17 protein-coding genes and 4 pseudogenes are annotated in these 15,509 nt (G+C 61.7%); 15 read left to right on the top strand and 6 right to left on the bottom strand.

The features are described from left to right. Positions 1–590 precede the first annotated feature (590 nt). A complete protein-coding gene (locus ACVMK0_RS03560; RefSeq protein ID WP_476464645.1) occupies positions 591–809 on the top strand; it encodes a type II toxin-antitoxin system RelE/ParE family toxin in 219 nt (72 codons plus the stop codon). A 19-nt stretch (positions 810–828) separates the two neighbouring features. Further along, positions 829–1,164: a helix-turn-helix domain-containing protein gene (locus tag ACVMK0_RS03555; RefSeq protein ID WP_250961178.1), complete on the top strand. Its 336-nt coding sequence runs from the start codon at positions 829–831 to the stop codon at positions 1,162–1,164. Between the two features lie 123 nt (positions 1,165–1,287). Here the strand turns inward: ACVMK0_RS03555 and ACVMK0_RS03550 are convergent, their stop codons facing one another. Both ACVMK0_RS03550 and ACVMK0_RS03545 read right to left on the bottom strand, forming a co-directional pair. Beyond that, positions 1,288–1,782 (bottom strand): GNAT family N-acetyltransferase, encoded by a 495-nt coding sequence (locus ACVMK0_RS03550; RefSeq protein ID WP_250961177.1) that lies wholly within the window; start codon positions 1,780–1,782, stop codon positions 1,288–1,290. Next, positions 1,779–2,051 (bottom strand): type II toxin-antitoxin system TacA family antitoxin, encoded by a 273-nt coding sequence (locus tag ACVMK0_RS03545; protein WP_476464321.1) that lies wholly within the window; start codon positions 2,049–2,051, stop codon positions 1,779–1,781. Before ACVMK0_RS03545 ends, ACVMK0_RS03550 begins: the two co-directional genes overlap by 4 nt. 222 nt (positions 2,052–2,273) lie before the next feature. Here ACVMK0_RS03545 and ACVMK0_RS03540 point away from each other — a divergent pair, with 222 nt between their 5' ends. The 11 genes and pseudogenes from ACVMK0_RS03540 to ACVMK0_RS03490 all read left to right on the top strand — a co-directional run bounded on the left by ACVMK0_RS03540 (position 2,274) and on the right by ACVMK0_RS03490 (position 11,324). Further along, complete coding sequence (locus tag ACVMK0_RS03540; protein ID WP_250961175.1) at positions 2,274–2,567, top strand: type II toxin-antitoxin system TacA family antitoxin; 294 nt, start codon at positions 2,274–2,276, stop codon at positions 2,565–2,567. Positions 2,568–2,635: 68 nt separating this feature from the next. Beyond that, positions 2,636–3,115 (top strand): GNAT family N-acetyltransferase, encoded by a 480-nt coding sequence (locus ACVMK0_RS03535; RefSeq protein WP_476464320.1) that lies wholly within the window; start codon positions 2,636–2,638, stop codon positions 3,113–3,115. A 24-nt stretch (positions 3,116–3,139) separates the two neighbouring features. Next, positions 3,140–3,403, top strand: a pseudogene (locus ACVMK0_RS03530) (Fic family protein); the annotation flags it as partial. Between the two features lie 115 nt (positions 3,404–3,518). Continuing rightward, a pseudogene (locus ACVMK0_RS03525) lies at positions 3,519–5,696 on the top strand (type I restriction-modification system subunit M). Beyond that, positions 5,693–6,913, top strand: coding sequence for a restriction endonuclease subunit S (locus ACVMK0_RS03520; protein WP_476464319.1), 1,221 nt, complete (start codon positions 5,693–5,695; stop codon positions 6,911–6,913). Before ACVMK0_RS03525 ends, ACVMK0_RS03520 begins: the two are co-directional and overlap by 4 nt. Then, complete coding sequence (locus ACVMK0_RS03515) at positions 6,910–8,043, top strand: Fic family protein (protein ID WP_045534986.1); 1,134 nt, start codon at positions 6,910–6,912, stop codon at positions 8,041–8,043. The genes ACVMK0_RS03520 and ACVMK0_RS03515 overlap by 4 nt, the downstream gene beginning before the upstream one ends. A gap of 52 nt (positions 8,044–8,095) precedes the next feature. After that, positions 8,096–10,006, top strand: a complete 1,911-nt coding sequence (locus ACVMK0_RS03510) for a type I restriction endonuclease subunit R (RefSeq protein ID WP_476464318.1) — start codon at positions 8,096–8,098, stop codon at positions 10,004–10,006. Next, positions 9,924–10,187: a hypothetical protein gene (locus ACVMK0_RS03505; protein WP_476464317.1), complete on the top strand. Its 264-nt coding sequence runs from the start codon at positions 9,924–9,926 to the stop codon at positions 10,185–10,187. Before ACVMK0_RS03510 ends, ACVMK0_RS03505 begins: the two co-directional genes overlap by 83 nt. A gap of 159 nt (positions 10,188–10,346) precedes the next feature. After that, the gene (locus tag ACVMK0_RS03500) at positions 10,347–10,625 is read left to right on the top strand and encodes a ribbon-helix-helix domain-containing protein (protein WP_045534983.1); all 279 of its coding nucleotides are present in this window, start codon (positions 10,347–10,349) and stop codon (positions 10,623–10,625) included. A gap of 82 nt (positions 10,626–10,707) precedes the next feature. Continuing rightward, on the top strand, positions 10,708–10,983 hold the full coding sequence (locus tag ACVMK0_RS03495) for a type II toxin-antitoxin system Phd/YefM family antitoxin (RefSeq protein ID WP_042920599.1): 276 nt from the start codon (positions 10,708–10,710) through the stop codon (positions 10,981–10,983). Beyond that, positions 10,983–11,324 carry a type II toxin-antitoxin system RelE/ParE family toxin gene (locus ACVMK0_RS03490; protein WP_042920601.1) on the top strand — a complete coding sequence of 114 codons (342 nt, stop codon included), beginning with the start codon at positions 10,983–10,985 and terminating at the stop codon, positions 11,322–11,324. Before ACVMK0_RS03495 ends, ACVMK0_RS03490 begins: the two co-directional genes overlap by 1 nt. A gap of 233 nt (positions 11,325–11,557) precedes the next feature. Here ACVMK0_RS03490 and ACVMK0_RS03485 read toward each other — a convergent pair. Beyond that, positions 11,558–11,671: pseudogene (locus ACVMK0_RS03485) on the bottom strand (integrase core domain-containing protein); the annotation flags it as partial. Positions 11,672–11,705: 34 nt separating this feature from the next. Here ACVMK0_RS03485 and ACVMK0_RS03480 point away from each other — a divergent pair. After that, positions 11,706–11,990: a CIA30 family protein gene (locus ACVMK0_RS03480; RefSeq protein ID WP_052468391.1), complete on the top strand. Its 285-nt coding sequence runs from the start codon at positions 11,706–11,708 to the stop codon at positions 11,988–11,990. Here ACVMK0_RS03480 and ACVMK0_RS03475 read toward each other — a convergent pair. The 3 genes and pseudogenes from ACVMK0_RS03475 to ACVMK0_RS03465 form a co-directional block, all read right to left on the bottom strand. After that, on the bottom strand, positions 11,974–12,858 hold the full coding sequence (locus tag ACVMK0_RS03475; protein WP_476464316.1) for an alpha/beta fold hydrolase: 885 nt from the start codon (positions 12,856–12,858) through the stop codon (positions 11,974–11,976). The two genes, ACVMK0_RS03480 and ACVMK0_RS03475, sit on opposite strands and share 17 nt — an antisense overlap. 184 nt (positions 12,859–13,042) lie before the next feature. Then, positions 13,043–13,804 (bottom strand): annotated as a pseudogene (locus ACVMK0_RS03470) (IS5 family transposase). Positions 13,805–13,974: 170 nt separating this feature from the next. After that, entirely contained in the window at positions 13,975–14,385 is a 411-nt protein-coding gene (locus tag ACVMK0_RS03465) for a hypothetical protein (protein WP_476464315.1), read from the bottom strand. 355 nt (positions 14,386–14,740) lie between these two features. Here ACVMK0_RS03465 and modA point away from each other — a divergent pair, with 355 nt between their 5' ends. Next, on the top strand, positions 14,741–15,505 hold the full coding sequence (modA, locus tag ACVMK0_RS03460) for a molybdate ABC transporter substrate-binding protein (protein WP_042921663.1): 765 nt from the start codon (positions 14,741–14,743) through the stop codon (positions 15,503–15,505). Positions 15,506–15,509 lie beyond the last annotated feature (4 nt).

The following is a 15,509-nucleotide window of genomic DNA, read 5'->3' as shown; positions in this document are numbered from 1 at the left end:
CTCGAGTGCGCCCAGCGCCGAAAACGCCCTCATTTCCCCCCGAAAACCGCCCTGGAAACAGAGAATTCTCCGTTTCTCCCCCGAGGTCTCGCGAGCGTTCGCGAGGCCAGATCTATACAAATCAATAACTTACGCTGGCCGAGTTGTAGCCGGCAAGTGCTCTCCATTCGGGATTTGAAATATGAAAAACGCCTCTGCACGAGAAAGCGGCGCTCCGGCGGAATGGGCATCGTGCTCGATCACCACGAGACGTTGCTGCTGCATGGCGTGGCCTGTCACCGGCAGCGCTCACCCCTTGACCACACTCGATGAGGGCATGGGCTCGGTTGGGTGCATGCGCTGAATTTTGCGTACGGTGGGGGGTGTAGTGTGGTTTTGGTGGCAATGGGGGCTTGGGGGGCTCGGCTCAGCTGCGGGCACTGCTTGCGGGTTGTTGCGCGGTGGCAGCGCGGCTTCGGGCACGGCTACAGGCTTGGATGGGTAAAATTTTCCTTGCCAACTCGGCGAAGGTGGCCAGCTTTCTCTACAATATGGTCTTGAATACATATTGATTGCTGGCGCAATTCGGCCCGAACCTAGGGCGCCCAACTGTGGACACGCTCAAGGGCTCGCGGCACAGCCACATGAAAGAGTTGCGCTTTTCTTGGAATGGTCAGGTCTGGCGGGTGGCGTTTGCCTTTGACCCACAACGACAAGCCATCCTGCTGGTGGGTGGCGACAAGGGCGGCGCAGACCAGCGTCGGTTTTACAAACGATTGCTCAACGCAGCCGATACGCGCTACGACGAGCATCTGGGCACGTTGGCCTAGCCAAGCAAGGAGCCCCCACATGGCAAAAACACTCGATGAACTCCTGGCCGCGCTGCCCCAAGAGCGCCAGCAGCGCATAGAAGCGCGCGCGATGGAGTTGGCCACCCTCAAGGATCTGCGTCTGGCGGCCCAGCAGACGCAAGAGCAACTGGCGGCCACGCTGGGCGTGGGGCAAGACACGATTTCGCGGCTGGAAAAACGCAGCGACATGCTGCTGTCGACCCTGCGCCATTACGTGGAAAGCATGGGTGGCAAGCTGGAGCTGGTGGCGCAGTTTCCGAACCGCCCACCGGTGGTGATTCAGCACCTGAGCGAGGGTGCCAAAGCTAGGCGCAAGACGCGGGCAACGGCCTGAGCGCGGTCTTTAGGCAGGACTACCCCCCCATGTCAGAATTCTTGCCGCCTCCGTAGATGTCGGCTTAGTGGTAGCGAACGCAGCGGAACAGCCTGTGCCGCTTGGCATTGGTTGCCGGCCCGATCAAGCCTTGACGGCGTTCAAGCGCAGCATCAGCGTCAGCGGATGGAGCGGTGAAGCCTGAAAACCGTAGTGCTCGTAGAACGCCTTGGCGCGGTCGTGTAGCGCGTGCACCAGCAGGGCCCGAACACCGGCGTTGTGCGCAACCGTCACCGCCCGATGCACTGCATCCTGCAGCAGTGCCCCGCCCAGCTTGAGGCCCTGTGCACGGTGATCGACCGCCAGTCGGGCGAGAACCAACACCGGAACCGGGTCCGGCATGTTGCGGCGCACGGCGCTGGTTGCGGCTTGGTGCGCTACAGCACCCGCCGCCAGCGCGTAGTAGCCGAAAACGCAGTGCTGCAGATCGGCCACGACAAAAGTGCGGCTCGCGCCACTCAACTGGTTGGCCAGAGCGCGGCGTTTGAGCCATTCGTCCAGCACCGCCTCGCCACAAGCAAAGCCGTCTAGGCGATGGGCCGTGGCCAGCGGCTGCGGCGCACCGAGCTGCAAGCTCATGCCGCGCCGGTGCCCCAAGGTGCCTTGACGGCCATGAGGCGCTCGAGCCCGGGATTCGGGCCGGGGTGCGCGTCGAGCATGGCCGTGAACTGCTTGAACTTGTCGGCGTCTAGGCGGAAAAAAACCTGATCCAACACCACGGCCTGAGCGCGCTCGCAGGCCGCTTCGAGCATGAAGTCGGACCGGTTCTTGCCGAGCAGACGGGCGGCGTGATCGATCAGATCGCGCTGTTCGGGCAGGGCCCGCAGATTGATGGCGGCGTCACGCATTGGTTTGCCCTATTCATGCATACACAACAGATATACGGACTGTGGTGCAATGTGTAGCTTTTGTCAACACGTCTGTGCAGTGAATGGCGCAGGTAGCGACCTGCCGCAACGCCCTGTTTTCAGCGTTTTAGGTTCCAAGTCTGCCAGTCAACATCACAACTTGACGATGTGCGTCTCTTGTACTAACATCACCGCAATCAAAGCAACAAAATCGGTGCCACCATGACTGCCCTTGCATCGCCTCCTTCCGCCCGCTCTGCCCGACTTGGGCTGCGCGCCACCCCAGAACAAGAGGTGGTGCTGCGCCGTGCCGCCGAGGTGGCCCACAAGTCGTTGACCGACTTCATCCTCGACAGCGCCTGTTTGGCCGCAGAACAGACGCTGCTTGATCAGCGCTTGTTCATGGTTTCGGGCAGCCAGTATCAGGCCTTGCTGGATCTGCTGGAGCGCCCCGAACAGGACAACGAGGGGCTGCGCGAGTTGTTTGCCCGCAAGGCGCCTTGGGATGCGAAGTGAGGTTGCGTGCACCGGAGCCACTGGCCGCGCCACATAGGCTGGAAGGTTTTGATTGCGGCAAGCCCGCGTTGAACGACTGGCTGTTGCGCTACGCCCTCCAAGCGCAAGGCAGCGGCTCGGCCAAGACCTTCGTCGTGACTGAGGACGATGGCCGCGTCGCAGGCTACTTCAGCCTGACCGTGGGGCAAGTCGACACGCTGGAGGCGCCGGAGCGCATCCGCAAGGGAATGGGACAGTATCCGTTGCCAGTGGTAATCTTGGCGCGGCTCGCTGTCTCGGTAGCGGATCAGGGGCGAGGCATCGGCTTTAGTCTGCTACAGGATGCGATTCGCCGCACGCTGCTGATTGCCGAGCACGCTGGCATTCGGGCCATGCTGACCCACCCCATCGATGAAGAAGCGGCGCGTTTCTACACCCGGTTCGGCTTCATCGCCTCCCCGCTGCGCGAGCAGCAACTCTTGCTGCTGCTCAAGGATGCGAGGAGGGTCTTGATGGCCCTGAACGAGTTGGAAGTCAAGCGCTGCCAAACAGATTTATCGGGGCAATGACGCACCCCTTTACCCTCAATTGTGGGTATGATTACTAGGGCTTACAAGGAATTCGAAGAACGTGTCGGCGCCATCGAGCGTGGGTGCGGCGCCAAGGGCGACCGGGTGCGCGCCGAAATCCTCAAGAGAAACCTGCCGTTCTCGATCTCCGAAACCGAAGAGGCCTGCCCGGGCATCAGCCGCGACATGGTGCGCGTCGTCTTGCGTGCCATGAAAGCCGAAGGGCTGATCACGCCAACCGGCAAAGGCCGAGCGGCCAAATGGGAACAAACAGGGCCGATGCCATGAAGACGCTATCGGACAACCTGCGCCGTACCGGCGATAGCCGGACGATAGAGGGTGGGCGATCCGCCGGCACCGGCCCAATGAATCAAAAGGTTCTATCGACCACCAGCGGCGCGCCGTGGGCGATAGCAGCGCAAGCAGACCGCTCGACTTACAGGACGCACACGTGAGCGCCAACTTCCAACAACTTGCCAACTTCATCTGGTCCGTCGCCGATTTGCTGCGCGGGCCGTATCGCCAGCCGCAGTACGAGCGCGTGATGCTGCCGCTCACGGTGCTGCGCCGCTTCGATGCCGTGTTGGCGCCGAGCAAAGAAGCTGTGCTCAGGCGCTACGACGAGCTCAAGGCCAAGAACATCCCGAACATCGACGCCATCCTCAACAACCTAGCCAAGGATGAGGACGGCACCCCGCTGGGCTTTCACAACCACAGCCAGCTCGACTTTGCCAAGCTCAAGGGCGACCCCGACCACATCGGCCGCCATCTGGCCGACTACATCGCCGGCTTTTCCGAGAACATCCGCAAGATCTTCGAGCGCTTCGAGTTCGACAAGGAAATCGAGAAGCTCGAAGAGTCCAACCGCCTCTACCATGTGGTGGCGCAGTTCGCCGAGATCGACCTGCACCCACACAAGGTTGACAACATCACCATGGGTCTGGTGTTCGAAGACCTGATCCGGCGCTTCAACGAAGCCGCCAACGAAACGGCGGGCGATCACTTCACGCCGCGCGAAGTCATCCAGCTCATGGTCAACCTGCTGCTGGAGCCCGACACCAGCGTGCTCACGCAGGCCGGCGTCATCGTCACCATCTGTGACCCCGCCTGCGGCACCGGCGGCATGCTGGCCGAGGCGCAAAACTGGATTCGCGCGCACAACGAACAGGCCACGGTCAAGGTCTTCGGGCAGGACTACAACCCGCGCTCCTACGCCGTGGCTGCGTCTGACCTTTTGATCAAAGGCCACAAGGATGGCTAGGTGGTGCTGGGCAACACCCTCATCGACGACCCGTTTCCGGACCAGCGCTTCGACTATCTGCTGGCCAACCCGCCCTTTGGCGTGGACTGGAAGGCGGAGAAAAAGGTCATCGACCGCTGGCCCAACTTCCGCGGCTACAGCGGCAAGCTGCCGCGCATCAACGACGGCGCCCTGCTGTTCCTGCTCTACATGGTGAGCAAGTTCCAAGACTACCAGACTAGCAACCGCGACAAGCCCGGCTCGCGCACCGCCATCGTCTTCAACGGCTCGCCCCTGTTCACCGGCGGCGCCGGCAGCGGTGAGAGCGAGATCCGCCGCTGGATCATCGAACGCGACCAGCTCGAGGCCATCGTCGCCCTGCCCGAGCAGATGTTCTACAACACCGGCATTGGCACCTTCGTCTGGGTGGTCACCAACCGCAAGGCCACACACCGCAAGGGCAAGATCCAGCTCATCGACGCCCGCGAGCGCTACACGCCGATGAAACGCAGCCTAGGCGACAAGCGCCGCTACCTCGACCAGGTTGCGCTCGACGCCGTCACCCGCGAACACGGCGCGCTGGAACACAGCCAGACCAGCCGCGTCTTCGACAACACCGATTTCGGCTACCGCCGCGTCACCGTACTGCGCCCGTTGCGGCTGCGCTTCCAGATCACCGACGAAGCGCGCGAGCGCTTCCTCAACACCTGCCCCGATCTGTACGATGCCTTGCAGGCCGTGCAGGACGCACTCGGCACCGAGCCGCTGCTGGACTGGAACCGGGCATGGACCACGGTGCAAAAGGTGTTCCAACATCTGCCGGACGGCGTCCAGGGCTGGGCCAAGGGCGCCAAGGGCAGCGCACAGAAGAGGATTTTGCGCGACTGCTTCACCGTGGTGGACCCCGAGGCCGCGCCGGTGATCGCCAAACACCACAAGATCGAGCCGTTGGACCGCGCCGCCCTGTTCCCCGCCCAGACCCTGCCCGCCGACATCACTAAGGAAGGGCTTCATGCCCTGCTGGGCCTGAACGCCGACGGCAGGGGCAAACACGTCGAGTACGAGCCAGACCCAGCGCTCAAGGATGCCGAGAACATCCCGCTGAAAGCAGACATCGTCAGCTACGTGCTGCGCGAGGTGCGCCCCTACGTGCCCGATGCCTGGATCGACCGCGAGACACTGGACGAGCAGGACGGCGGCATCGGCAAGGTGGGCTACGAGATCAACTTCAACCGCGTGTTCTTCCAGTACCAGCCGCCGCGACCGCTGCACGAGATCGATGCGGAGCTGGCCGAGGTGGAGCAGCGGATTCTTGAGCTGCTGCGGGAGGTGACGGAGTGAGCTGCACCTCTGTTCGAGTGAAATTCATATGCCGGCTCGGGTACGGTGATGCTTTGCCAAAAGATGAAGAGTTCGCCGGTGGTGTGGCCGTCTTTGGTTCGAATGGCCAGTACGCGACCACGAGTGCGAGAAACACCGATATTCCCGCCATCGTCTTAGGGCGCAAGGGCTCATATGGAAAGGTGAACTGGGCACCAGACGGTTGCTTCGCTTCAGATACAACCTTTTTCGTTGACGAACGTCTCACCGCTGAAAATCTGCGGTGGCTGTTTTGGAGTCTCCAGACGCTGGGCTTGGACGAGGGGTCTCAAGAAGCGGCGGTTCCTGGGCTAAACCGGGAGTCCGTGTATGAAGAGCGCATTTGCCTTCCTTCTCTTGCCAACCAAGTAACCGTCGCCAACTACCTCGACCGCGAAACCGCCCGCATCGACGGGCTGATCGCCGAGAAGGAACGCATGCTAACGCTGCTGGAAGAAAAGCGGGCCGCCCTCATCAGCCGCGTCGTCACCCGTGGCCTCGATCCCAACGCCCCACTCAAACCCTCAGGCCAAGAATGGCTGGGAAAAATTCCGGCTCATTGGCAGGTGCTGCGGTTGAAGTTTGCGACAAGTGGCATTGACCAAGGTGCCTCGCCACAATGCTATTCCTACCCTGCAGCACCGGGAGAGTGGGGCGTCCTCAAGACGGGATGCGTCAATGGCGGCGAATTTCGCGAGCAAGAAAACAAAGCCTTGCCGGACGAGAATGAATCGCTCCCGGAAATCGAGGTTCGTCAGGGAGACGTGCTGATGTCGCGGGCCAGTGGCTCCGTTGATCTGATCGGGTCAGTTGCTCATGTTTCGAGTCAACCAGCGGCACGGTTAATGCTGTCAGACAAAATTTTTCGCTTTCGCGTCCGAGAAGACGTACTCAATCCGCGCTATCTGGTCCTCGCCATGGGCGCACGATATTTGCGACATCAGATCAAGTCGGTCATTAGCGGTGCCGAGGGATTAGCCAACAACATCGCGAAAAACGACGTTATGGAACTCTTGCTCGTAGTCCCGCCAATCCTTGAACAACGACGAATCGTGGAAGACCTTGATCGCGCTATCAGCAGCAGCAAGGTGCTTTGCGGCTCACTTGGTGAGTCGATCACGCTCGCCAAGGAACGCCGCGCCGCCCTCATCACCGCCGCCGTCACCGGCCAGATCCCGCAGGAGGAGATGCGCGCATGAAGTTCGAAACCTTCAAGGCCGGCCGCTGGCAGCCGCGCTACCAGTACAAGAGCTTCGAGCCGGTGCCGGTCAACCACGAATGGACTTGGGAAAACGCCACGATCAACGCCTTGCTGGAGCAGGCCACCCGGGCGCTGGGGGAGCTGAACGCGTTTTCGCTGATCGTTCCCGACATCGATCTGTTTATCGAAATGCACGTGGTCAAGGAGGCGCAGACCTCCAGCAAGATTGAGGGCACGCAAACCGCCATCGACGAGGCCTTGATGCCCGAGGACCAGATTCGCCCCGAAAAGCGCAACGACTGGCGCGAGGTGCGCAACTACATCGACGCCGTCAACTTGGCCATCGACGAATTGCAGCGCCTGCCCCTGTCGAACCGGCTGCTTAAGCAGACGCACGCGACGCTGATGCGCGGGGTGCGGGGCGAGCACAAGCTGCCGGGCGAGTTTCGCACCAGCCAGAACTGGATCGGCGGCTCCGGGCTGACCGACGCGGCCTTCGTGCCGCCGCATCACGAGGCGGTGCCCGAACTGATGGGAGACCTAGAGAAGTTCTGGCACAACGAGGCGGTGGTGGTGCCGCACCTGGTGCGCGTCGCGATCAGCCACTACCAGTTCGAGACCATTCACCCCTTTCTGGACGGCAATGGCCGCATCGGGCGCCTGATGATTCCGCTCTACCTCATCAGCCACGGGCTGCTAGCCAAGCCGTCGCTGTACCTATCGGATTTTTTCGAGCGCAACCGGGCCAGCTATTACGACGCGCTGATGCGGGTGCGCACCAGCAACGACCTGATTCACTGGGTGCAGTTTTTCCTCAATGGGGTGACGCAGACCGCGGTCAAGGGGCGCGACACCTTTAGGCAGATTTTGTTGCTGCGCACCGAAGTGGAGCACGCGGCGCTGGACATGGGCCGCCGCGCGGCCATGGCCCGGGATGCGCTGAACCTGCTGTACCGGCGCCCCATCGTGGCCGCAGCCGACTTGGAGCGGGCGCTGGGCGTGTCCACTCCCACGGCCAATACGCTGATCAAGGCACTGATCGAGCGGCACGTCCTGGTGGAGATTACCGGCCAGCAGCGAGGCCGGGTGTATGCCTTCGAGCGTTACCTTAAGCTGTTCACAAGTTAAAGTTCGGGCTTAAAATTTAACCAAGACCCCGCGCTGATAAAGGAAACGAGCGATGAAGACCACCAGCGAAGCCGCGTTCGAAACCGCCATCGAGGCGGTCTTGCTGGGCGGGGGCTACGCGCGGGTCGAGGGCAAGGGTTTCGACCGCGAGCGCGCGATCTTCCCCGACGAGGCACTGGCCTTCATCCGCGCCACCCAAGGCAAGGTATGGGAAAAGCTGGAGGCGCTGCATGGCGAGCAGACCGGTGCCCGCGTGCTGGAATTGCTGTGCAAATGGCTGGACACCCATGGGGCGCTGGCCACCCTACGCCATGGCTTCAAGTGTTTCGGCAAAACGCTGCGGATCGCTTTCTTTCGTCCCGCCCACGGCTTGAACCCTGAACTGGAAGCCCGCTATCAGGCCAACCGGCTGGGGCTGACGCGCCAGTTGCACTACAGCCCTAGGTCGGAAAAATCGCTGGACGTGGTGCTGTCGGTCAATGGCATCCCCGTGGTGACGCTGGAACTCAAGAACCCGCTCAGCGGCCAGACCGCCGCCAACGCCATCCACCAGTACCGCCACGACCGCGACCCGCGTGAACCGATCTTCGTGTTTACCAAGCGGGCGCTGGTGCACTTCGCGGTGGACACCGAAGAGGCGCACATGGCCACGCGCTTGGCCGGTTCATCCACCTATTTCCTGCCCTTCAACCGCGGCATGGACGGCGGCGCCGGCAACCCGCCCGACCGCGAGGGACGCAACTACAAGACCGCCTACGTGTGGAAAGAGGTGCTGGAGCGCGACAGCCTGCTCGACCTGCTCGCCCGCTTTCTGCATCTCGATGTGCAAGAGAAGACCGCAGACGACGGCAAGAAGCTGCGCAAGGAGACCCTAATCTTTCCGCGCCACCACCAGTTGCAGGCAGTGCGCCAGATGGTGGCGGCTGCGGCCAGCGAGGGCGTGGGTCATAACTATCTCGTCGAACACTCGGCCGGAAGCGGCAAGAGCAACACCATCGCTTGGTTGGCGCATCGCCTGTCCAGCCTGCACAACGAACGCGACGAGCGGTTGTTCGACAGCGTGGTGGTCATCACCGACCGCGTGGTGCTCGACCGCCAGTTGCAAAACACCATCTACCAGTTCGACCACCGCCAAGGCGTGGTGCAAAAGATCGAGGAGGATTCGCGCCAGCTCGCCGAGGCGTTGGAGGCTGGCGTCCCAATCATCATCACCACGCTGCAGAAGTTTCCGTTTGTCTCCGGGCAACTGGCAAAACTGAGCGAGGAGCGCGGCGAAGGCGGCAAGAGTCATCTGCCAGCGCGCAAGTACGCCGTGATCATCGACGAGGCGCACAGCTCGCAGTCGGGCGAGACGGCGACCGAGCTCAAGGGAGTGCTGGGCGGCGCGCAGTTGCGTCGCAAAGCACAGGAGATGGCCGAGGAGGAAGGCGAAATTGAGCTGGAGCGTCTGTTCCGGTCCATGGCCAAGCGTGGCCATCAGCCGAACATGAGCTTCTTCGCTTTCACCGCAACGCCCAAGCACAAGACGCTGGCGATCTTCGGCCGCAACGGCGCACCCTTCCACCGCTACACCATGCGCCAAGCCATCGAGGAAGGCTTTATCGAGGACGTGCTGAAGAGCTACGTCACTTACAAGACCTACTACAAGCTGATCAAGAAGGCCGAGGACGACCCCAACGTCGAACGCAAGAAGGCGGCCAAGGCGCTGGCCCGTTTCATGCGGCTGCACCCGCACAATATCGGCCAGAAGACCGAGGTAATTGTCGAGCATTTCCAGCACTTCACTCGGCACAAGATCGGCGGTCACGCCAAGGCGATGGTGGTCACCGGCTCGCGGCTGGATCAGCGACTACAAAAAGGCGCTGGGCCAGCCCGAGGGCTTGGCCGAACTCTCGGTGTTCTACTGCGAGGAAGTGTTCGATTTTCTGGCCGGTTGCGGCATGGACGACGCAGGCTTTTTTGACTCGCTGGTGCGAATGTTCGAACAGGCGCTGAAATACGTGCTGGCCTTGCCAAAGGCGCAACAAACGGCATTCCTTGCGCGGCTGGATCGGGTGCGCCTGCTGGGGCAGAACGTCGGTTGGGGCGTGGGCGATGATTTCGACCATTTTTGGTCGGAGGCCGGGTTGGCGGCTGACGCATGAAACAGCGCCACAGGCGGGCTCATCTTGAGCCATCCGCGCTTGCGTGCCGCCTGCTGGTCGCTTGACCCGCAGCAAGAAGTCTGCTGTGTGCGCAATAGTTGCGACAGAAACCGCCACCTACGCGACAATGCGCCCATCTGATCGCTCCGATAGGCTCCCATGTCCGAACGCATCAACGCTCGCCTGTCGCGACCCTTGGCTGAATTCGTGCATCGAATGGTCGGCGAGGCGGGTCTTTACGAAACACCCAGCGAATACGTGCGCGACCTGATCCGCCGCGACATGGAACGGCGTGACGGCCAGTTTGTGCAGGACGCCATCCTCGCCGGTTACCGAGACTTGGCGGCAGGTCGCATCTTTGCGTCCAGCGGCAACTTCAAGGCCGACATGGCGGCGCTCGACGAACTTCTGATGCGCCCGAAAAACGAAGGCGAATGATCCCGAAGGCCGTTTCCACATCCTCTTGCCACGAGACTATAAAAAGACTATATTCGGTCTTTATTAAGTCTGGAGCACGGCCATGCGCTACTCATCACAAGTCAAGCCCATCAGCTACCTTAAAGCCAACGCCGCCGAGGTTCTGACGCGGCTCGCGCAGCAGCGTGAACCGCTGGTCATCACGCAAAACGGCGAAGCCAAAGCGGTCTTGCAAGACGTGGCCTCGTTCGAGGAGACACAAGAAACGCTGGCCTTGCTGAAAATCCTAGCGCTGGGCAATCAGGATGTAGCCGCTGGCAAGGTCAGGCCGGTGGCCGATGTCGTTGCCCGCCTGCGTGCCAAACGCGCCCCAGTCTGATGGCAGGCGCACCGGCCAAGTTCGAAGTCCTGCTCACCGAGGGTGCAGAGCAGGACTTGGAGGCCATCCATGACTACATCGCCGAGTTCGACTGCGTCGCCAACGCCAACCATGTGCTGGATGAACTGATGCAGGTCGTGGAGAGCCTGTCGAGATTCCCCGAACGCGGCAGCTATCCGAGGGAGCTGGTAAATCTGGGCAGCAAAGAGTATCGCCAGACCTTTTTCAAGCCGTATCGCGTGATCTACCGTGTCACAGGCAGCCAGGTCATCGTTTACCTCATTGCCGACGGCCGCCGTGACATGCCATCCGTGCTTGCGCGCCGCCTGCTGGGCGCTTAACCCGCAGCAACCAGCACGCGTGCTACCCAATCCAGACAGCCGGTTTTTCGGGCGATAACCGTCCGCCAGCGGTCGGGCATCGAACCTGCAATGCCAGCGTATGGGCTCTTAAACGTTACTACCCAACCTGACCTGCCCCCATTGACCGTACCATTGTTTCGGAGAAGTCCTGGGGGTGGAAGATTAATCGATTTTTTGTCTTTGAGGTTGGTCAGCAGCACCGCCAGCGGCTGGCGGTGCTGTTGGACGAATCGTGCTGGCGGGATACGCCCCGGGCTGCTGTGTGGCCTGACCTCGTTGTAGTCCTGCCGCCAGCGCACAATGCACTCCCGGGCCTGTGACAACGATTCACGGGGGTTTCCTTTGTCAAAATCGGGGTCTATGACCGTGTGCAGCGATAAAAAAACAAACGAGCGCCTCCTCTGTGTGGATTTCAGCTCAGCCGATGCTGTCGAGGCTTGGGCCCCGATTGACGACCGCATCATGGGCGGTGTGTCGCAAAGCCGCCTGAGCTTTCATGCGGATGGGTATGCGGTCTTTGCAGGAACCGTCTCGATGGAGAACGGTGGCGGCTTTGCCTCGGTTCGAAACCCTTGCCTGCGCTTGGGCGATGCGCAGGAAGGGCCTTTCAGCTTGGACATCAAGGTTCTCAGTGCGGCAACCTGAGAAAGCCCTCCACCGCTGCTCCGACCTCGTCGTCCCAAGACCACATGAACGAGTGCCCCATGTTCAGGACCAACATCTGGGCACCGGGGATGTTCTCGGCCAGGTACTGCCCATGTTCCAGCGGAAACAGGGGGTCGAAGCGCCCATGAATGACTAACGTCGGAACCCGTATATCCCTGACGAGCTTGAGCCGGTTCTTTGAAGCAGACACCGCCAAACCGTGCTTGAATGCAGCCATGAGGTTGTCCGTTCGGCTAGATGCCAGACGGATGGCGGCTTTGACCTCGGCTGTCGGGCAACCCTTGGGCCCGGCGTAGGTCGCGGCCAAGGCATCGTAGGCGCTGGCGTACAAGTCGTCTGCGCTTTTGGGGCGATGTCGCCGAGCCTTCTTGATGTAATCCTGAAACGCCGAGGTGGGTGGTGGCAGGCGCAGCAGCTTTGTTGTGGGAATCCCCAAGGAAGCGGCGACGCAGGGGCGGTGGTCCGCAGTGGTGGACATCAGCACGAGGCGTTCGACACGCTGCGGATGTTGGGTCGCCATCAGTTGGCCGATGAACCCACCCATGGACAAACCCACCACGGCGGCCTTCGCCACGTTCAAGCCGTCCAGCACCGCCACCGCATCGCTGGTGAGCGCGTTCAAGGTGTAGGGATGCAGCGCGCTGACCGTGGAAGACCGACCGGTGTCGCGGTGGTCGTACCGGATGACGAAGTGGCCGCTCTGCGCAAGCTGTATGCAAAAACGCTCGGGCCAGAAAACCCCTTGACCCGTGGCGCCCATCACCAGCAAAACGGCAGGGTGGCTGGGAACACCAAAGGTCTCGGCCCACAGTGTCAGGCCTTCAGATTGGCGGATGAACGTTTCCAAGAGGCCTTACCATGGGTGGGTGGCTACAGAGTCTAGCAGGCCGTTGAAAAGTGCAAACCAAAGCCGCCCGCCCCCTGCCGCGTTGCTCTCGAGCCGCCGCAGAGCGCATTTTCCAGCCTTTGCAGCCCCTTTCGCGGCCCGTTTCATGCCAATGCGCCCATTTTGGACGCACCTCGGCCCAGAATCACGCATGATGCGCATCCCACCAGCCACCCATGGAGCCCATGCGCACCAAGTTGTAGGCCGCAAAGCACATCAGCGCCTGCCCAGTCAGCTTGGCCTGACCCTTGAGCTTGGTCTTGGCCAGTCCGCCTACGGTCTTGATCCAGCCAAAGGCCTCTTCGATGCGCTTGCGCACCTTCAGACTGGTTTGGTAGCCCGCATGCCGCTTGGTGCGCCCATCGATGGCCGAGTGCTGCTTCTTGGCCGCACATGGGGCGTAATGCCCAGCTTGCGGCAGCCCTGCACGAAGGCCTTGCAGTCGTAGTTTTTGTCGGCGCCCACGGTTTGCTTGCGCCCACGGCGCCTTTGGCGCCCCAGCATCTTGAGCGCCGCTTGGTGCTCTGCCGTGCCGTTGGCATGGGTGATCTCGACGTCCACCACCAAGCCGTTGCGGTTGTCCATCAGGATGTGGCCCATGTGGCACAGCCGCGACTTGTCGCCCTTGGCTTTCTTGTACAGGCGCGCATCGGCATCGGTGCGGCTGGCATGGGTGTCGTTGGTACGCTCTTGGCCTTTGAAGTCGCAGCAGGGCTTTCAAGAGCATCTCGGGCGGTACCGAAGGGCGGCCTTTGCGCGCATACACGGCTTCGAACTCGGCGCTCATACTGGCGAGCAAGGCATCGACCAGCGCGCGCAGCTTGCGCAAGGGGTGCTGGGGCGATACCCGGTCTTCAAGGCTGATGTAGCTGAACATGACTCCTTGAAAGCTCTGCACACCTCTCATTGCAAATCTCTTATATCTGCAAGATGCCGTGATGCATATGATAGCAAATCTGGGGCGGGTGTGGGGGAGTTTTTCAACGGCTTGTTTGACGGCTTACTTGTGCAATAATTTCTCCGTGGTGTGGCGCGGCAGCGATTGGCGATTTGCTTATTCCACCTGTAGGTCACCCCTTAACCCCCCCGAAACTCTCGTCTGTCTAAGCAACCGAACTCGCATGATTGCTTCCGTTTGATGGCGCGGTTGATCGAGTCGGCCAGTTCGCTCCATTCGCAGCCCATGGCGTCAAAGCGCTGGCGCAAGGTGGCGCTGGAGGGCACAGCACGCAGGCCCAAGGCTTGGTGGGCAAAGCGCTGCTTGCGAAAGGCTTCGACGGCTTCGAAGTCGTTCTTGCCCAAGGTGAGCATGGCGACGTAGCACTTGAGGATGTCGCTGTTGGCAATACCAGAGCGCAATGGATACTTGGGATCGACCATGGCCGGCAGGTTGATGCGCTTGAACAAGCGCCCCACCAAGGCCAAGCCACCGTGGCTGCTCAGGTCGTAGGGCAGCTTCTTGACAACGAACTCGACTGGGTCAGCCATTTGAGACGCTTGCACCTGCTGGGGGCATGGTTGTTGGTGGGAACAGGGGGTTTGGGGGTTTTAGGGGGGAAGTCACGGATTCAGGCCCCCAGTAAATTGAGATTCAAACAGCTTCACAGCCCGCAAGCTGTTCTGAACCCTTTTATACCCGATTAACCCGTCTGCCCTGCTGGCCTACACGCGGCTTGCTGATGCGGTAGCGCAGATGGCATGCGAAAAGCGTTATGTACCGTGGTATATTGCGCTGCGAGCAAAGCAGGCCGACCTTCTCGCCCTGCTTTGCAGGACCCAACCTGCAAAAGCCCCTCTCCCGAAATCCCCACCGCTGGCCCCACCCCGACGAAAGCGAGTCCCCATGCGCGCCCTCCTCTGTCGTCTGTTTTGTATTGTGAGCATTTTGGCCGCCAGCGCCGGCGCGCACGCCGGGCAGATCACGGTCTCGGCGGCTGCCAGCCTGACCAACGCTTTCAACGACATCGGCCGCGCCTTCATGGCGCAGCAGCCGGATGTGCGGGTGGTGTTCAACTTTGGCGCTTCGGGGGCGCTGTTGCAGCAGATCGACCGCGGCGCGCCGGTGGATGTGTTTGCCAGTGCCGACGAGTTCACCATGGATCTGGCACAGCAGCGCGGCCTGATCGTGGCCGAGCAGCGGCGCGATTTCACACGCAACCTGCTGGTGCTGGCGGTGCCGGCCGACAGCGGCCTGAACCTGAGCACCCTGCCCGACTTGACCCAAGCCGCCGTGCGCCGGGTGGCCATCGGCAACCCGGACAGCGTACCGGTGGGGCGCTACACCCAGCGCGCGCTCGAGGCCGCTGGGCTGTGGCCGGCGCTGTCGGGCAAGGCAATTTTTACCCTGAATGTGCGCCAGTCGCTCAACTACGTGTCGCGCGGCGAGGTCGAGGCCGCCTTCGTCTATGCCACCGACGCCGCGCTCATGCCGGATCGGGTGCGGGTGGCGTTCCAGGTGCCCACCACCACGCCCATCACCTACCCGATTGCGCCCACGGTGCGCAGCGCCGGCTCGGCCAACGCGGCGGCGGCGCAGCGCTTCATCGCCTTTGTGCTCTCGAGCGCAGGCCAAGCGATTTTGCAGCGCCACGGCTTTCTGCAACCCTGAGCGC

The organism is Serpentinimonas sp. SSL01 (assembly GCF_056323735.1).
This window is presented reverse-complemented; position numbering and strand designations above follow the sequence as displayed.

Coding starts and splice junctions, on each gene's coding strand:
- ACVMK0_RS03555 (WP_250961178.1), top strand. CDS start 829: ATGGCAAAAACACTCGATGAACTCCTGGCCGCGCTGCCCCAAGAGCGC.
- ACVMK0_RS03550 (WP_250961177.1), bottom strand. CDS start 1,782: ATGAGCTTGCAGCTCGGTGCGCCGCAGCCGCTGGCCACGGCCCATCGC.
- ACVMK0_RS03545 (WP_476464321.1), bottom strand. CDS start 2,051: ATGCGTGACGCCGCCATCAATCTGCGGGCCCTGCCCGAACAGCGCGAT.
- ACVMK0_RS03540 (WP_250961175.1), top strand. CDS start 2,274: ATGACTGCCCTTGCATCGCCTCCTTCCGCCCGCTCTGCCCGACTTGGG.
- ACVMK0_RS03515 (WP_045534986.1), top strand. CDS start 6,910: ATGAAGTTCGAAACCTTCAAGGCCGGCCGCTGGCAGCCGCGCTACCAG.
- ACVMK0_RS03510 (WP_476464318.1), top strand. CDS start 8,096: ATGAAGACCACCAGCGAAGCCGCGTTCGAAACCGCCATCGAGGCGGTC.
- ACVMK0_RS03500 (WP_045534983.1), top strand. CDS start 10,347: ATGTCCGAACGCATCAACGCTCGCCTGTCGCGACCCTTGGCTGAATTC.
- ACVMK0_RS03495 (WP_042920599.1), top strand. CDS start 10,708: ATGCGCTACTCATCACAAGTCAAGCCCATCAGCTACCTTAAAGCCAAC.
- ACVMK0_RS03490 (WP_042920601.1), top strand. CDS start 10,983: ATGGCAGGCGCACCGGCCAAGTTCGAAGTCCTGCTCACCGAGGGTGCA.
- ACVMK0_RS03480 (WP_052468391.1), top strand. CDS start 11,706: ATGACCGTGTGCAGCGATAAAAAAACAAACGAGCGCCTCCTCTGTGTG.
- ACVMK0_RS03465 (WP_476464315.1), bottom strand. CDS start 14,385: ATGGCTGACCCAGTCGAGTTCGTTGTCAAGAAGCTGCCCTACGACCTG.
- modA (WP_042921663.1), top strand. CDS start 14,741: ATGCGCGCCCTCCTCTGTCGTCTGTTTTGTATTGTGAGCATTTTGGCC.